This window comes from Aquirufa sp. A-Brett2-W8, from assembly GCF_054558755.1.
On sequence record NZ_JBPXKS010000012.1, the window covers coordinates 1 to 16,553 of the forward strand.

Genomic DNA, 16,553 nt, shown 5'->3' on the forward strand with positions numbered 1-16,553 from the left:
TAAGAAAGCATCGGTTAATGAATCGGGTAATTCCACTTCCATTTTATTTAGTGTTTAAAAGTAAAAAAAAATTATCAAGGTCGAAACCCTAAATATTTCTACTTACACACTTTACGAGATGGTGCCAATTCATCCTCGTAGAGGATTCCGACTTTGTGCTTTATGCTCTATTCTTTATACTTTATTAGGCTTCTGAGCCTAACAACATCCCATACAACCTCTCCGTCACCTTCCCCCTCTTCCCATCTCCTATCTGTTTTCCATCAATGGAATAAATAGGTAAGACCCGCTTCGTACTTCCGGTAGTGAAAACCTCATCCGCGTTCATGAAATCTGCTAAAGAACAAACACCCACACGAACTTCGTAAACAGAGGAAGCTAATTCAATCACCTTCTTCCTGGTAATTCCTTCTAAAATATGGTCTGATGGCGTGTGAATCACACCGTCTTTGACATAAAACAAATTAGAGCGTGAGGACTCTGAAACGCCAAATTCAGGGGTATAATAGATCAAATCATCGCCACCTGCTGCACGAACCGCAGGCATTTCACGTAAAGCGAAAGCATAATTCAGCGATTTGATATCCGCCATTTCACGATTGTATTCGCGACTCATTAAACGCAACCCGTCGGTAGGCTCCGCGAAGGAGAAAATACCTAGGAAAATATATAATTCAGATTCGCCTACCGGATCGAATCCATTCAAACTGAAACCGGCTGTTAAAACCAGTTTAACTCCCAGGCAAGGGTCGACGGATTGAGCTGCGATCTCATTAATTAAAGTAGCTAGTGATTCTTTAGAATAGCTATGATTCAAACCCATTTTAACCGCCGAACTCAAAAAGCGATCCAAATGATCAAACATAAAGATGGGTTTCCCATCCATGATGCGGAAGAAATCAAAGATGCCAAAGCCGCGCAAGAAACCGACATCCTTTACAGATATAGTCACCTGCTCAGGATCCTGCCAAGTACCTTTATAATAAATGGGATATGCCATTTTGTTGTAATTTTTGAACTAAATGAATTGTTTCTTTGGCCTCCTTCACATCGTGCACGCGTAAAATCGATGCTCCCTGCAACAAGGCTACGGTATGCAAAACGGTACTTCCATTTAAGGCTTCATCAGCAGTAATTGCTAATTCTTTCCAAATCATCGTCTTGCGAGACAATCCCGCTAAGATGGGCGCCCCTAATAATTTGAAAGACCGCAGGTGAGCTAAAAGTTTATAATTATGCTCCAGAGATTTAGAAAAACCAAAACCTGGGTCCACGATCAAATCCTTGAAACCGCGGGAGCGTAGCTCCTGGACTTTTGGCAATAAATTATGTACTACTTCTGCTACCACATTTTGATAATCTGGGACCTCGTGAACGTTTTCGAAACGTCCCACGCTATGACTCAGAATATAAGGGACTTGATTTTCGACGATGTAATCGAAGACGCCTCCGTCCATTTGACCGGCACCAATGTCATTAAATAAGTGAGCCCCAGCGGCTATAGCCGCTTTCGCCACCGCCACCCGATACGTATCTACGGAGATTATAACAGCAGGAAAAGCCGACGCAATGGCAGAAATAATCGGGCAAACCCGATCAATTTCCTCTTGTGGGCTAACCGGAGCTGCTCCGGGTCTTGTCGAATGACCACCAATATCCAAAATCACTGCACCAGAAGCGATCATGGAGGATGCCTGCTCTAAAGCTAATTCAATAGAAGTAAAGCGACTTCCTTCGTAAAATGAATCTGGGGTGATGTTTAATATACCCATGATTTGGGGCTCAGAAAAATCAAGCAATTGCCCATTTAAACGGATTGTTTGACTTGTGGAAAAAAGAGCGTCCAAATCGAGTGAATTTTAGGATAATTTAAATAATTTTGTAGGCTATAAAAACGTGAGCATCGTCTAAAAACTGTATCTATGAATAGGGACTCAACGCCTTCCCAAACCGAAATCGAATATCGCCAAGTAATTTCATACTGCAAAGCCTTGTTTGATAAAAAAAACAAAGATTACGGTACTTCATGGAGAATTTTACGACTATCTAGCTTAACCGACCAAATCTTCATCAAAGCACAACGCATTCGCAGCATCCAAGAAAAAGGAGCACAAAAAATCGCGGATGGAATCGAAGGGGAGTTCATTGGGATTATTAATTATTGCATCATTGCTTTAATTCAAAAATCCTTAGAAAATTCGGATCAAATGGAATTCGCTCCGGAAGAATTAGGCGGCTTTTACGATCAACAAGTGGAAATCACCTTGGAATTATTACGCAATAAAAACCACGATTACGGTGAGGCATGGCGCGATATGCGCATTAGCAGTATGACGGATTTAATTTTGATGAAGATTTTCCGCACCAAGCAAATTGAAAATAATGATGGTGTAACACTCGTTTCTGAGGGTGTGGAGGCTAATTACCAAGATATGTTGAATTATGCCGTCTTCTGTTTAATCACTTTGAAGGGCGAACAACAACAGCAGCAACAACAATAATGACCAAAATCGCAAAGTTTTTATTGGTAGGTATTTTCATCTTTTCAGGTCTCATTAAATTGAATGACCCGATCGGAACCCAGCTAAAGCTAGAAGAATACTTCGAGGTATTCTCGGTGGACTTTGCATTTATGGCCGGATTTTGGCAATTCTGGATTCCGTATGGGCTCATTCTATCTATACTTCTAAGTAGCTTAGAAATCGTATTGGCGGTAGCTTTAGCCTTGAATTACCGATTGAAACAGACGCTTTATGCCTTCTTAGTCTTATTAGCTTTCTTCGGATTCCTAACTTTCTATTCAGCCTATTTTAATAAAGTAACTGATTGTGGATGCTTTGGCGAAACAATCAAATTAACGCCCTGGACGTCATTTGGAAAAGATATATTCTTAATTATTCTGACCCTAATTTTATTGCTAACAAAGAAACCGAAAGACAAAAAAACAGGCAAATGGGTGACAATAACAGCCATCATCAGTATTGCCTTAGGCATATTCTGCTATTTCCACCTACCTATTAGCGATGGCTTACCTTACGCAATTGGAGATCACATTCCCACGAATATGAAGGAACGGGAGCCATTGAAATTCTCCTATGTCTACAAGATTAATGGAGTCGAAACGGAATTGAATGAAATGCCTACGGATACGACGGCACAATTCATTTCGATGACAGCCATCAACGAAAAGGAGGCCAAACCGCTCATTACAGACTACCAATTGTGGGCAGAGGGTGATACGACTAATTACACACAAGAGAGCTTTAAAGGGGCTAAATTGATGGTGATTATACCTAATATTCATCACATGAATGAGGAGGCATTACCAGAAATAGAGCAGCTAACTAAAGGTTTAAAAAATATCACCGTTTGGCTAGTTTCTGCCTCCCCGGATGCGGAGGTAAACGCCTTACGTCATAAATACCAATTAGGGTTTCCTGCGCTTTCTGCAGATACCAAAATATTAAAAACCATTATTCGCTCTAGCCCCGGATTGTGGCTAATAAAGGATGGAACGGTGAAAGGAAAGTGGTCTTCCTTTGCCCTACCCTCAGCGGATGAAATTCAACAAAGCCTAGAATAAAAAGAATGAAGAATATCTATTTAGTAGGAATGCCGTCCTCGGGTAAAAGTACTTTGGGAAAAGAATTAGCTAAGAATATTGGGTACTCCTTTATGGACATGGATAAATTGATTGAAACCCGTGAACAAAAGACTGTGTCTGAGATTTTCTCTAATTTAGGTGAGGCACATTTCCGTGAAATAGAAAAAAAGACGCTGAGAGGTTTTCAGCCCGATCAATCGATGGTCATCGCGACTGGAGGCGGCGTACCGTGCTTTAATGATAATATGGACTTCATTAAAGAAAATGGTGTGAGCGTCTTTTTAAATGTAGATGTGAACGATCTTGCGAAACGATTATACAAAGCACAGGGAAATAATCGTCCTTTATTGGATAAGTCCCAAAGCGAAGAAGTCGTCATCGCCTCCATCAAAAAAACCTTCAAGGAACGTCTCTCTTTTTACCAGCAAGCTGATGTCCAAGTAGACGGAGAAATCACGGTGAGCCAATTGCTTTGGCTATTAGACCAATACTTACCTGTCTAGAAATAAACCCCTCCGCCTAACATAAATTGCGTAGAAGTTAAATCCAAGGTAGCGGAACTAAAATCAGCTGTGTTTTTTAGCGTATACGGGGTGTAGGCATCTTTTTGCGTCCGGCGTATCGCAGTTAAATCGATATAAAAATTCGTTTTTCGGTATCCGATGCCTCCAGAAAACTGGAATGCATTGCGATCAATCGAATCATAGCTTTGCGCATAACCACTCCCAAACATGGCCACACCTCCACGTAGACTAATGGACGGTGTGACGCGGATTTCTGACCCTACTTTCACATTCAAAGCCCCTTCGAAATTGCGGGAAATTTGGCCGTTATACTTCGTCTGAAAAGACTGGTTAGCAGATCCACCTAATTCAGTGGATGACACCTTCATGGAACCATATCCCACATATTCAAGATCTGCCGTAATAAATCCCTTCTTGGAGAAGAAAAAAGCAAGACCACCTGAAACCTTCAACGGGCTTAAAAATTGGTAGGTAAATTCATTCGTCGTTAATCGAATTGGATTCACTTTAGTGATCGTTATCGGATTACCAGTCGAACCGATGGCAGGAATGCCAATCACATTCGGAAATAAACGCGCATTATAGGTCTCGTTCATTTGGTCGTAATAGGTAGGGCTTTTGAAAGCTAACGAAAGACGAAGGGATGAATTTACTTTATAAATGCCACCTAAGCTCAGCGCAATGCCGGAACCGTTTGTTAATAGTGTCTCCGCATATTGAAAACCTGCCACATTTTTTGCACCCAGGAACTCGTCTTCCCATGTTGTAGATGAACTCGAATTAATTCTAGAAAAGTGCAAAGCAGCACCTAAATAAAATTTGTCTTGATATGAGGCTCCATAAGCAAAATCCCAGGATGTTAAAGCTCCCGTATTAGTTGCGGCGCCATATTGATCCGTAGGTAATAAAGGCTGAAAACGTTCAAATGGTGCTCCGCCTGTCACGGAATTAGGATTGATTAAATAGGATTGGTAGGCCAAAGCTTCAGCTGAAGACGCTGTACCAGCATAGGAATCATATTCTTCATCTAAACTAGCACCTGTCGCCCCTTTATCGTTTGCTTTTTCGATAAAGCTATCCAATAAAGAACTTCGGTTATTTGTACCTGAAACTTGAATGGGTTGAATAAAAATTGCCTGACGCGAATAGCCAAAACCAAATGACCCATGCCAATCACCTCCACTCAAATTAGTACTTGAAATCACCATACCTAAAGTAGGCATTTGTATTTCACTATCTAACGCTTCATCTGAAGTAGATAAATAGGACGATTTAGTCTGTACATTAGTGGAAGCGAAGCTAATATTTACCTCTGAACGCGTGTAAAAACCTAATCCGGCTGGATTACCTGAAATGGAACTCAAGTCTGCCCCTATGGCACTATGAGAACCTCCTAAAGCTTGCATGCGAGCCGTACCCACGGAATAGCTTGTAGTAAACTGCTTGGCTAAACCTGGATAGGTATAGATTTGGGCCATAGCCTCGCTCAGCGCAAACACGCTGAAAAATAAGAAAAGAGCTTTTTTCATGATCGTAAATTAACGAGGACCGCGACTAGAACCACCACCGCTACCACCGGAACTTGAACCTCCGCCGGAGCTAGGACTACTGTAGGAAGGCGTAGATGTTGATGTCGAATTACCACGTTGCACACCACCTCCATCAGAAGGAGCCGCGCGGTATTCGTAATTCGAATTACGACGCGGAGCCACATAAGGCTGAGCACTTGAACCCGAACTAGCGTTTTGTTGCGTATTTACCCGAGGTAAATTATTTCCCTGTGTGTTATAGGAATTGTTTCCGCCACGAGGGGAATTGGTATAATTTCCGCCCGAATTACGGTTGTTAGAACGATCGTCACGCGGACCAAAATTCTTCTTCTCTCTTAAATCATTCGTCTGGTATTGACCACTATATCCTGTATAATTGCCTCCTGGTCCATAATAATTATAGTTATTATAGAAAGAGTTGAAGCCGAATGGACTATAAAAAGGACTGTTAAAATTTCGATAGAAAGGACTGTAGAAAGGATCAAAAAACGGATTAAAAGGATCGTTAAATGGGCTATAAAATGAATATGGATTAAGAGCAGATATCCCTATACCAATTCCAAACGTCCTAAACGGATTTCCAAAATAAGAAAAAGACGGATTAAAATAATTAAAAGGAGTATATCGATAGCCATAACCTACATAGGGGCTATTAAATAAACCATCTGTAAGTCCTTGCTGGTAGGCAGATTGATATAAATTAGGATTAATGCGAATATTCGATTGTTGAGCTAAACCATCCTCTTCTTCGATGACTTCCACATCAGATTCGTCTAAGTCTTGAAAATCTAGGTATTTCTTATCTTTAGCGGCTTTAGCTGCCTGAACTTTAGCCACCTGAACACTACGATTCGCCTGATCATATAAATCATCTGTGACGTATGAATTAGTAGTCACATTCACGCAACTGGTGAGGATTCCAAATCCTACAAGCAGTAAATAAGCAAAGGATTGATTTTTCATGGTTTTTAGCGGATGATGTCAAATAAAAGCATAACAAAACGTATCTTTGTAACGTTCCATTTTTCAAACGTAAAGTAAACGAAAAAACGGATACTATATTACGATTTTAACAATATTTATGAGTAAATCCCTACCGAGCCGCGCTGACAATTATTCTGAGTGGTATAACGAATTAGTCAAGAGAGCAGATCTAGCTGAAAATTCAGCTGTGAGAGGCTGTATGATCATTAAACCATATGGCTATTCCATTTGGGAGAAAATGCAACGTGCCTTAGATGACATGTTCAAAGAAACAGGCCACTCGAATGCCTATTTCCCCCTTTTCATCCCTAAATCTTTCCTTTCGAAGGAGGCGTCACACGTAGAGGGTTTTGCCAAAGAATGTGCGGTAGTAACACACTACCGACTAAAAAATGATCCGAATGGTGGTGGAGTTATCGTCGATCCGGACGCAAAATTGGAAGAAGAATTAATTGTGAGACCAACGTCGGAAACGGTGATTTGGTCGTCTTATAAAAACTGGATTCAATCCTACCGTGATTTGCCTTTATTGATCAATCAATGGGCAAACGTAGTAAGATGGGAAATGCGTACGCGTTTATTCTTGCGTACGGCAGAATTTTTGTGGCAAGAAGGCCATACGGCGCACGCGACGAAACAAGAAGCGATTGAAGAAACCGAGCAGATGTTAGAGGTATATGCGGAATTCGCAGAGACTTTCATGGCGATGCCGGTATTGAAAGGTATTAAAACGGCGAACGAGCGTTTTGCAGGAGCGGATGAAACCTATTGCATCGAAGCCATGATGCAAGATGGAAAAGCGCTTCAGGCGGGAACATCCCACTTTTTGGGCCAAAACTTCGCCAAAGCCTTCGACGTTAAATTCGTTAATAAGGAGAATCAATTGGATTATGTGTGGGGAACATCATGGGGTGTTTCTACCCGTTTAGTAGGTGCCCTGATTATGGCTCATTCGGATGACCAAGGTTTAGTCTTGCCTCCTAAATTAGCTCCGATTCAAGTAGTAATCGTACCGATCTTTAAAGGAGACGAGCAATTAGAAAATATCAAAGCGCGCATTAATCCTTTAGTGAAAGCTTTGAAAAAACGAGGTGTTTCCGTGAAATTTGATTTCACAGAAAACCAGAGTCCTGGATTTAAATTCGCTGAATACGAATTGAAGGGTGTTCCTGTTCGATTAGCCATTGGAAATAGGGATATGGAAAATGGCACGATTGAATTAGCCCGTCGTGATACGAGAGAGAAGACGAGTATGCCGTTTGAAGGAATTGAAGACGTGATTGTGGACACTTTGGAAGACATCCAACGTAACATCTATCAAAAAGCCTTCGATTTCAGAGCTGCGAATACCTTCGAAGTGAATAGCTGGGACGAGTTTATGGCTAAAATCGAAGACGGTGGATTCCTTTCAGCGCATTGGGATGGCACATCGGAGACCGAAGAGAAAATCAAAGATTTAACAAAGGCGACTATTCGCTGCATTCCTCTTGATGCTAAAGAGGACGCTGGAAAATGCATCCTAACGGGAGCACCTTCCAGCCGCAGAGTTATTTTTGCTCGTGCCTATTAGGCTACGATTTTTTTCAAGACCTCTAATACCCGATCGATCTCCGTTCGGGTATTATTTTTGCTAAAAGAGAAACGTACAGCAGCACCCGTCGCTGTCGGATTCAAGGCCATTAACACATGAGATCCTACTGACGTACCGCTGGAACAGGCGCTACCACCTGAAGCCGAAATCTTCTCGATATCTAATTGAAATAAGAGCATGTCTCCATCGGCCACCGATGGAAAACGTACATTAAGCACCGTATACAAACTATTTTCTACATCTCCAGAGGCTCCATTAAAGGAAATGCCGGGAAATTGTTTTTGTAATCCTTCGATGAAATAGGCTTTCAGACCTTTGATGTAGGCTTCGTGCTCATCCATGGAAGCATAGGCCATTTCCAAAGCTTTGGCAATACCAATCATCCCATATACATTCTCCGTTCCACCACGCTGGTTGCGCTCTTGTGCGCCTCCGTGCATTAATGGACTGAATTTAGATCCTGCTTTCGCATATAAGAAACCGACGCCCTTGGGTCCGTGAAACTTGTGAGCGGCACCCACCATAAAATGCACTTTCAAGGCAGACGCATCGTGCTTGTAGTGGCCCATGGTTTGGACCGTATCTGAATGAAATAAAGCATCATATTGCTCGCAAAGGTCTCCCACCGCGTGTAAATCCAATAAATTGCCGATTTCATTATTACCGTGCATTAAACTCACTATGGCCTTATCAGAAGAAGCTAATAATTCCTCCAAATGAGCTAAATCAATCGAGCCCTCAGGACTCACGCGAACTAATTTCAATTCTGCCAAACCCAATTTCGCCCAAGCCTCCGCCGTATGTATTACTGCGTGGTGCTCTACCAGCGAGGTGATAATGACCTTACATCCACCGTGTAAAACCGCCGATTGCAAGACGGTATTATCTGCTTCCGTTCCTCCAGAAGTAAAGAAAATCTCCGAAGGGGACGCATTTAAAATAGTCGCAATAGTTTTGCGCGCTTTTTCTACCGCCACTTTCGCTTGACGACCGTGGGAGTGTATAGATGACGGATTCGCGGTGAAATTCTCGAAGTAAGGCTGCATTTCAGCCCAAACCGCCGGATCCACCGGAGTGGTCGCCGCATTGTCTAAGTATATCGGTGTTTTTTCTGCCATCTACCCTTTAGCGATCTCAGTGATCACCTGTATAATTTGTTGTGCAAGTGTATCTGCTTCAGCCTCCGAAGATGCCTCCGCGTAAATTCGAATGATCGGTTCCGTATTCGATTTGCGTAAATGAACCCAGCAATCTGGGAAATCAATTTTCACGCCATCAATCGTGTTAACTTTCTCCTTCTTATATTTTTCTGCCACCGTCGCGAGAATTAAATCGACGTTCAGGTCAGCGGATAATTCGATTTTGTTTTTGGAAATCACATAGGCCGGATAGCTCGCACGTAATTCAGACGCTTTCATGCCTTTGTTTGCCAAATGTGTCAAGAACAAGCCGATTCCCACTAGGGAATCACGTCCATAATGCGATTCTGGGAAGATTACGCCTCCATTTCCTTCACCACCGATAATCGCGTTTACCGCTTTCATCTGAGTCACCACATTCACCTCTCCTACCGCAGCCGCGAAATATTCGCCACCCGCCTTGCGCGTTACATCGGCTAAAGCACGCGTAGAGGAAAGATTAGAAACGGTATTACCGGGCTTCACAGAAAGCACGTAATCCGCCACTGCCACTAGCGTATATTCTTCACCAAATGGCGTTCCATCTTCCGAAACAAAACAAAGGCGATCCACGTCCGGATCCACCACGATACCTAAATCATAGTTCCCTCCCTTCATTTTGGAGATCATCTCTGTCAAATTCTCCGGAAGCGGTTCTGGATTATGGCCAAAATGACCCGTCGCTTCTCCAAAAATCACGTCCACGTGTTGCACTCCTAAAGCTTTCAATAACATCGGAACCACGATTCCTCCGGTCGAATTCACCGCATCCACTAAGATACGGAAGTTCGCCTTCGCGATCACGGGTTGATCGACCCAAGTCAAGCCTAACACGTGATCCACATGCTGCTGTAAAAAACTATCATCTTGCGTCAATTGACCCAATTTCATCACGTCCGCGAAATCAAAATCTTGATTTTCTGCAATAGTCAATAAGTCTTTTCCATCCTGATCTGAGATGAATTCCCCGCGATCATTCAATAATTTCAAGGCATTCCATTGCGCCGGATTGTGGCTAGCGGTGATGATAATTCCACCTGCTGCTTTCGTCCAAGGCACCGCTAATTCTACCGTGGGAGTCGTGGAAAGACCGATGTCTAACACATCCCAACCTAAACCGATTAAGGTATTAGCCACGAGGGAACTAACCATCTCGCCAGAAATACGCGCATCGCGACCTAATACGATCGAATTTGATGGGTGCCCCACTTTTTTTAGCCAGGTGCCATAAGCCGCAGCGAAGGTAACGACGTCCAGAGGACTTAAACCTTCACCCGGTTTTCCACCGATGGTACCACGTATGCCAGAGATTGATTTGATTAATGCCAAAACAAAAAAGAATTAGTATGAATAGATGTTCAAAATTAAAGAAAATATCCCTATTTTTCGATGAAAATTTCGCTAAACCTATTCAACATCACATGGAGATGAACTCGGAAAGATTGGAGACCCTATTAGCTCGAATCCTCCAGCTGCGTATAGCGGTGTTGGGGGATTTTGCTTTGGACTTCTATTTTGATATTCAAACCTCCACAGGGGAATTTTCCATCGAAACCACTAAAGAAGTTCATTTAGCCTCTCAGCCAAGAGCCTATTTAGGTGGTGCCGGGAATGTGGCGAAAAATCTAGCCATTTTAGGTGCCCAAGTTTCAGCCTTCGGGGTGCGCGGAAATGACCTTTTCGGTCGAGAGATGGCGCATCAGATGGCGGCCCTAGGTATCGATGCAACGAACATAATGCAAATCGCGATCGATACTCCTACGTATACCAAACCGATGAGTGGAATAGTGGAGCAAAATCGAATTGATTTTGGGACGAGGTCACCGAACTTTCAGGATCAAACGAGCGAGTTAATCAAGGCTCTGGAAGCTAAGAACTTTGACTGGTTCATTATCAATGAGCAATTTGGTAGGCCACTTTTGCAAGCACAGCACATCGAGAACTTATACTTAAAAAATGCTTTAGCCGATTTGCGTTCCTTAGGCAGTCATGCTAAACACTTACCCTTAAAAGTGAACGAGGCAGAGTTCATCCATATTCACCAAAAACCCGCCACGAAAGAGAACATTCAATCCTGGGCGGCGACTAGAAAACAAGCGGTGCTAGTGACCTTAGGCGAAAAAGGCATAATCTATGCGAGCCAGGACGAATTTTACCATCAGCCTGCATTTCAAGTAAAAGGCCCAATCGATACCGTGGGAGCCGGTGATATGGTGGTGGCAGGATTTTCTGCGGCAAGAGCAGCGGGTGCTTCGGTGCAGGAGGCCTGTGAATTTGCCTCTTTGGCCGTACATTTAAGTATTCATCAAATCGGCGAAACCGGCTCAGCGAGTCCGGACGCCATCAGACAATTATATCATGGACATTCAATCGCTTAGATCGGAAATCAAGGAATATACGGAGGGGGCGTTGTTACCCTTCTGGATTCAGCGGACGGTGGATCAAAAACAGGGCGGATATATTACGCATTTCGATGAGTTTGGGGAAGATTCGGGTAACGATGAAAAATCATTGATCGCGATGACACGTTCCGTATTTACGTATTCGCAGGCGTACAGGCATGGTTTTGGTGGGGACGTGATGAAGGAAATGGCGGCGCATGGTGTTCGGTTTTTACTCGACAAGATGTGGGACGCGGAGCATGGTGGATTCTATTGGATGGTGAACCGGGCGGGGGAAGCGACGAATAAACAGAAGATTGGTTATGGACACAGCTTTGCGATCTATTCGCTGAGTGAATATACCCTGGCGACGGGGGATCCGGTAGGTTTGGAATATGCGGAGAAGGTCTTTGATTTACTCCAAAAATATGCGGTGGACACCCATTACGGCGGTTACTGGGAATTCTTTGCAGAAGATTGGTCGATGATGGGACCGGGTGCTCCGGGTGGGGATCGCAAGACGCTGGATGTACACATGCATTTAATGGAAGCCTTTACCACCTTGTATGAAGCGAGTGGCAAGGATATTCACCGCAGAAAACTGAAGGAGTCGATTGATATTTTGATATATAAAATTATGGATCCGACGACGGGGACGGGGATTCCGCAGTTTTGGGCGGACTGGAGTGTGGCGCCGCAGATTAAATTTGATATTGTGTGGGGCTGGGATCGTTTTCAGGATGGAGGCCAAAAAGCCTCTGCCATAGACAATACCTCCTATGGTCATAACTCGGAATTTGGTTGGCTTTTGATGCATGCGCTGAAGGTGGGAAAGATAGATGCGACGCCTTATTTAGGTAATATCAAGAAGGCCTTCTATCATTCCATGGATAATGGCATCGACTGGGAATATGGCGGCGTGTATGTGGAGGGATCTCATGGTGGTGGTCCTACGGATCTGGAAAAGGAATTTTGGCAAAATGCCGAAATGCTGATCGGAATGCTGGATGCGTATTTAGTAACGAAAGATGAAAAGTTCCTGAAGGCTTACGAACAGGTACATCGCTTCGTATTCGACAAGATGATTAACCGAAACACCGGTGAATGGTGGCCGCTGATGACCCGCGAAGGGGAACCGATTTGGCGTCACATGGCTACGAATTGGAAAATTAACTACCATAACGTTCGTTCGATGATTCTCTCGTATGAGAAGCTAGGCGAAATAAATCTATGAAAAATCTACTAATCCTCCTGTTTTTTCCTTTTGTTTTACTGGGCCAAAAAAATTCCTTTTTTGACCTCCTCAAAAAACATTTCGAGAACCCGAAGCAACAATTTACCCTTCGTAACGACACGCTTTTCGTTCAACTATATGAACCCGCTTCGGCTAGTCAGCCAGAATTTAGAGAGACCTCCATTGTTCCTTTGAATTTCATAGACCACATTGAGCTCGTTACAGGCGAGGATCTGAAAGGCGTGGCGGGCATCAGCTTGCAGATTCACCCGATTAACTTCAAAAAACTCCCTAAAAACACAGACAAAAATACGGTCACCTCAGATCGCCTGAGTCAGGTAAATGTCGCTTCGGTAAACCAAAAGCTTCAAGGTCAAGTGTCAGGCGTCACGGTGGGTAACGATAATTCTCCGGGAGGTGGAACGATGGTCAGAATACGGGGAATAGGCTCCATTAATAATAATAGCCCGCTTTATGTGATTGATGACGTCCCATTTATGGGAAATATCAATTCCATTAATCCGAATGACATCGAGAGTGTTAATGTATTAAAAGATCCTTCTCAAACGGCTATCTATGGAGTTAGGGGTGCGAATGGGGTGATTTTAATTAAGACCAAAAAAGGTACAAGCGCCAGCGCTACTGTCGATTTAGGCGACCAGGAAATCCCTCTCATTTTATGGACCTGGGGAGAGGCCTACAAACAATTGAAAAAATCAGGCGATCTTGCCACCTTGAAAACGATTTTATCCTCTAATACCTATGACAAAAATTAGTCGCCGCGATTTATTAATCGCCTCTGGAACGGCTGCTGGTGCTGCTTTGCTACCTTCATCTGCCTCGGCTGCATCTGTTGCTTCCGTTGCTCCCGTTGCTTCCGTTGCGAAATCCCCTAAATTCGAGTTCTCGTTAAATATGAGTACGATTATGGGCCAAAAGCTCGGTCTCATCAAAGAACTCGAAGTCGCCTCCGCGGCCGGCTATCAACATTGTGAAATTTGGGTTCCTACTTTAGAAGCTTATTTGAAATCCGGCGGAACGCTTTTAGAAGCAAAGAAGCGTATCGATGATTTAGGGATTAAGATTCAAAACGCCATCGGCTTCGCCCAATGGATTGTGGATGATGAGGCGACTCGCAAACAAGGTTTGGAACAAATGAAACGCGAGATGGATATGCTTGCACAACTAGGCTGCTTCCGCACCGCCGCTCCTCCCATGGGCGCCACGAAAGAAGCCGGCCTCGACCTACGCCGCGCAGCAGAACGCTACCGCGCCATCCTCGATATCGGTGTCAGCACAGGTGTGACACCACAGCTCGAAATGTGGGGACACTCGAAAAATCTGAACCGCGTCGCTGACGTCCTATTCGTCGCCGCCGAAGCCGGACAACCCAACGCAAAACTTTTATTAGACGTATTCCACATTTACAAGGGCGAATCTTCTATCGACTGCCTCCACCTTGTAGGCGAAAACTCGATCGAGGTCTTCCACGTAAACGACTACGTCACTTCCATCAAACCAACCACGATAACAGATGGAGACCGCATCTACGCGGGCGATGGCGAAGCACCGATCAAAGAAATCATCAAACGCTTAAAACCGACTGAAAAACCGGTCATCTTATCTCTAGAATTGTTCAATAAGGAACTTTGGACACAGGATCCGTTGAAGGTAGCTAAGACGGGGCTGGAGAAGATGAAGAAGATGGTGTAGGAAAAACAAAAGGAGCTCATCTTGCGATGAGCTCCTTTAAAATTTCTGTTGACCTACCAGGACCTTTAAACGCTTATTATGTGGCGAATCATTCCTCGAGAGAAGCTTTGGCAATAGAAATAGACACGTCTCTTTCTGCTAAGCGAGTTATACGAACTTTGGAAAGAATCATAGAAGACCGTGGGAAACCGGCTATTCTTCGCTCAGATAATGGGCCAGAGTTTACTTCGAAGGATTTAGAGATTTGGTGTAAAGACCAAGAAATCAACCTGCAATTCATCCAACCTGGAAAGCCAATGCAGAATGGTTTTATCGAAAGATTCAATCGTCTTTACCGAGAAGCAGTGCTTGATGCTTATCTTTTTTTTGAGCTAAACGAAGTAAGAAAACTAACTCAAGAATGGATAGATGAATATAATTACAATAGACCTCATGAATCTTTAGGAAATTTAACTCCTATCGAATGGAAAGAAAAAGTGCTTAATAACCCAATGTCTACAGTTTTGACTGTCTGAAAAAGGGGGTACTTACAAAACGAAGTAAGAAAACTAACTCAAGAATGGATAGAAGAATATAATTACAATAGACCTCATGAATCTTTAGGAAATTTAACTCCTATCGAATGGAAAGAAAAAGTGCTTAATAACCCAATGTCTACAGCTTTGACTGTCTGAAAAAGGGGGTACTTACACAACTATAATGCGATGATTGAGTATTTGACTATCAGGAAACTCAAGGGATGAACTTCTGAAAAGTTGCAGGGGAACTTTTCAAATTAAATTTTTAGGATAATTGAAAAACTAAAATTCCTACCATCAGATGGCCATATTCCAACTCCAGGATAAAACAACGGTCTTTTGGTAAAATACTGTTTGTCGGTTAGATTATTTACACTTCCTTTGAAAGTCAATTGATTTGATAATTTGTAAGTGCAATTAAAGTCTAGTAACCCATAAGCAGGTACTATACCGACTGCACCAGTCGTTGATGGTTTTACTGTATTTAATGCATCAGCAAATGTTTCAGAAGTATAACTATATAATGTGGTTAAGCTCCATTTAGTATGATGTAGTGTGATTCCATTTCTTGTAATAATGTCTGGAACACTTTCAATTTTATTCCCTACTATATTAACGTTGCTAGTACCTGACTTTATATTCCCACTAGTGAATTTCCCATCCATCCATGTGGTAGAGGTAAAAAAAGTAATTGAACTATTTTTTGAAACATCCCAATTACCTTGTAAAAAAATTTCAAGTCCTTTGGTCATTGAGTTTCCTGTGTTTGTCCTATAAGTATAAACCTGCGAATTAGATTCTATTTGCAATAAAGTGCCAAATCGGTTATTATATTCCAAAGCGAAAGCTGTTATATCCCATTTTAAGAATTTAAAATTACCCCTTGTTCCAATTTCTAGATTATATCCATTAGCATCCTTTAAATTAGGGTCAACTTTTTCAAATGCCTCTATAGGAATAAGGTCTTTGAAAATCATTGGACGATATGTTTGAGAAATTCCTCCATAGTACTCTGTGTTCTCACTTGCTTTATAACTAAACGAGGTACCTAATAGTACAAAATCTCGCTTTAGTTCAAAGGGGATTTTATCTACAGGATAGTAAACAATTGTACCACTCATTTTACTGTCCCCTTTTTCATACCTAATACTGTACGTCGTCAAACTAAAGTGGACTTTTCCTTAAGGAGTGTTTCGTGTTTTTGTGAATGTATAATTTCTTTTTTTTCTGTGCAATCTTTGGCTGTTTTTATTTTCTCATAGTTCAATCTTCTTTG

The 16,553-nt window shown here is 42.7% G+C and carries 16 protein-coding genes and 1 pseudogene; 10 read left to right on the plus strand and 7 right to left on the minus strand.

The genetic code is table 11. From position 1 onward, the window contains the following. Positions 1-184 precede the first annotated feature (184 nt). Both ACST13_RS10900 and folP read right to left on the minus strand, forming a co-directional pair. The gene (locus tag ACST13_RS10900) at positions 185-1,000 is read right to left on the minus strand and encodes an aminotransferase class IV (protein WP_459523229.1); all 816 of its coding nucleotides are present in this window, start codon (positions 998-1,000) and stop codon (positions 185-187) included. Beyond that, positions 978-1,772 carry a dihydropteroate synthase gene (gene folP / locus ACST13_RS10905; RefSeq protein ID WP_459523230.1) on the minus strand — a complete coding sequence of 265 codons (795 nt, stop codon included), beginning with the start codon at positions 1,770-1,772 and terminating at the stop codon, positions 978-980. Before folP ends, ACST13_RS10900 begins: the two co-directional genes overlap by 23 nt. Positions 1,773-1,922: 150 nt before the next feature. Between folP and ACST13_RS10910 the strand changes: the two genes are divergently transcribed. The 3 genes from ACST13_RS10910 to ACST13_RS10920 are packed head-to-tail and all read left to right on the plus strand — an operon-like array spanning position 1,923 to position 4,107. Beyond that, on the plus strand, positions 1,923-2,501 hold the full coding sequence (locus tag ACST13_RS10910; protein ID WP_459523231.1) for a DUF1599 domain-containing protein: 579 nt from the start codon (positions 1,923-1,925) through the stop codon (positions 2,499-2,501). Continuing rightward, positions 2,501-3,583, plus strand: coding sequence for a BT_3928 family protein (locus ACST13_RS10915; protein ID WP_459523232.1), 1,083 nt, complete (start codon positions 2,501-2,503; stop codon positions 3,581-3,583). The genes ACST13_RS10910 and ACST13_RS10915 overlap by 1 nt, the downstream gene beginning before the upstream one ends. A 5-nt stretch (positions 3,584-3,588) precedes the next feature. Further along, positions 3,589-4,107: a shikimate kinase gene (locus ACST13_RS10920; protein ID WP_459523233.1), complete on the plus strand. Its 519-nt coding sequence runs from the start codon at positions 3,589-3,591 to the stop codon at positions 4,105-4,107. Here the strand turns inward: ACST13_RS10920 and ACST13_RS10925 are convergent. Together ACST13_RS10925 and ACST13_RS10930 are read right to left on the minus strand one after the other, a co-directional pair. Beyond that, entirely contained in the window at positions 4,104-5,657 is a 1,554-nt protein-coding gene (locus tag ACST13_RS10925; protein ID WP_459523234.1) for a hypothetical protein, read from the minus strand. The two genes, ACST13_RS10920 and ACST13_RS10925, sit on opposite strands and share 4 nt — an antisense overlap. Before the next feature lie 9 nt (positions 5,658-5,666). Next, a complete protein-coding gene (locus ACST13_RS10930; protein WP_459523235.1) occupies positions 5,667-6,641 on the minus strand; it encodes a hypothetical protein in 975 nt (324 codons plus the stop codon). Positions 6,642-6,759: 118 nt separating this feature from the next. Between ACST13_RS10930 and proS the strand changes: the two genes are divergently transcribed. Beyond that, complete coding sequence (gene proS, locus ACST13_RS10935; RefSeq protein WP_459523236.1) at positions 6,760-8,232, plus strand: proline--tRNA ligase; 1,473 nt, start codon at positions 6,760-6,762, stop codon at positions 8,230-8,232. Here proS and ACST13_RS10940 read toward each other — a convergent pair. Then, positions 8,229-9,371, minus strand: a complete 1,143-nt coding sequence (locus ACST13_RS10940; RefSeq protein WP_459523237.1) for a cysteine desulfurase family protein — start codon at positions 9,369-9,371, stop codon at positions 8,229-8,231. The two genes, proS and ACST13_RS10940, sit on opposite strands and share 4 nt — an antisense overlap. After that, positions 9,372-10,760 (minus strand): phosphoglucosamine mutase, encoded by a 1,389-nt coding sequence (glmM, locus tag ACST13_RS10945; RefSeq protein WP_459523238.1) that lies wholly within the window; start codon positions 10,758-10,760, stop codon positions 9,372-9,374. Between the two features lie 17 nt (positions 10,761-10,777). Between glmM and ACST13_RS10950 the strand changes: the two genes are divergently transcribed. From ACST13_RS10950 to ACST13_RS10975, 6 genes and pseudogenes are all read left to right on the plus strand, one after another. Next, entirely contained in the window at positions 10,778-11,809 is a 1,032-nt protein-coding gene (locus ACST13_RS10950; RefSeq protein WP_459523239.1) for a bifunctional heptose 7-phosphate kinase/heptose 1-phosphate adenyltransferase, read from the plus strand. Then, a complete protein-coding gene (locus tag ACST13_RS10955) occupies positions 11,790-13,046 on the plus strand; it encodes an AGE family epimerase/isomerase (RefSeq protein ID WP_459523240.1) in 1,257 nt (418 codons plus the stop codon). The genes ACST13_RS10950 and ACST13_RS10955 overlap by 20 nt, the downstream gene beginning before the upstream one ends. Then, the gene (locus tag ACST13_RS10960) at positions 13,043-13,822 is read left to right on the plus strand and encodes a TonB-dependent receptor plug domain-containing protein (protein WP_459523241.1); all 780 of its coding nucleotides are present in this window, start codon (positions 13,043-13,045) and stop codon (positions 13,820-13,822) included. Before ACST13_RS10955 ends, ACST13_RS10960 begins: the two co-directional genes overlap by 4 nt. Continuing rightward, positions 13,809-14,759: a sugar phosphate isomerase/epimerase family protein gene (locus ACST13_RS10965; RefSeq protein WP_459523242.1), complete on the plus strand. Its 951-nt coding sequence runs from the start codon at positions 13,809-13,811 to the stop codon at positions 14,757-14,759. The genes ACST13_RS10960 and ACST13_RS10965 overlap by 14 nt, the downstream gene beginning before the upstream one ends. A 26-nt stretch (positions 14,760-14,785) precedes the next feature. Beyond that, positions 14,786-15,274, plus strand: coding sequence for a transposase (locus ACST13_RS10970; protein ID WP_459523243.1), 489 nt, complete (start codon positions 14,786-14,788; stop codon positions 15,272-15,274). A gap of 30 nt (positions 15,275-15,304) precedes the next feature. After that, positions 15,305-15,433, plus strand: a pseudogene (locus tag ACST13_RS10975) (integrase core domain-containing protein); the annotation flags it as partial. A gap of 101 nt (positions 15,434-15,534) precedes the next feature. On the opposite strand, the gene ACST13_RS10980 reads toward ACST13_RS10975, so the two are convergent. Next, positions 15,535-16,398 (minus strand): TonB-dependent receptor domain-containing protein, encoded by an 864-nt coding sequence (locus ACST13_RS10980; protein ID WP_459523244.1) that lies wholly within the window; start codon positions 16,396-16,398, stop codon positions 15,535-15,537. Between the last annotated feature and the right edge of the window lie 155 nt (positions 16,399-16,553).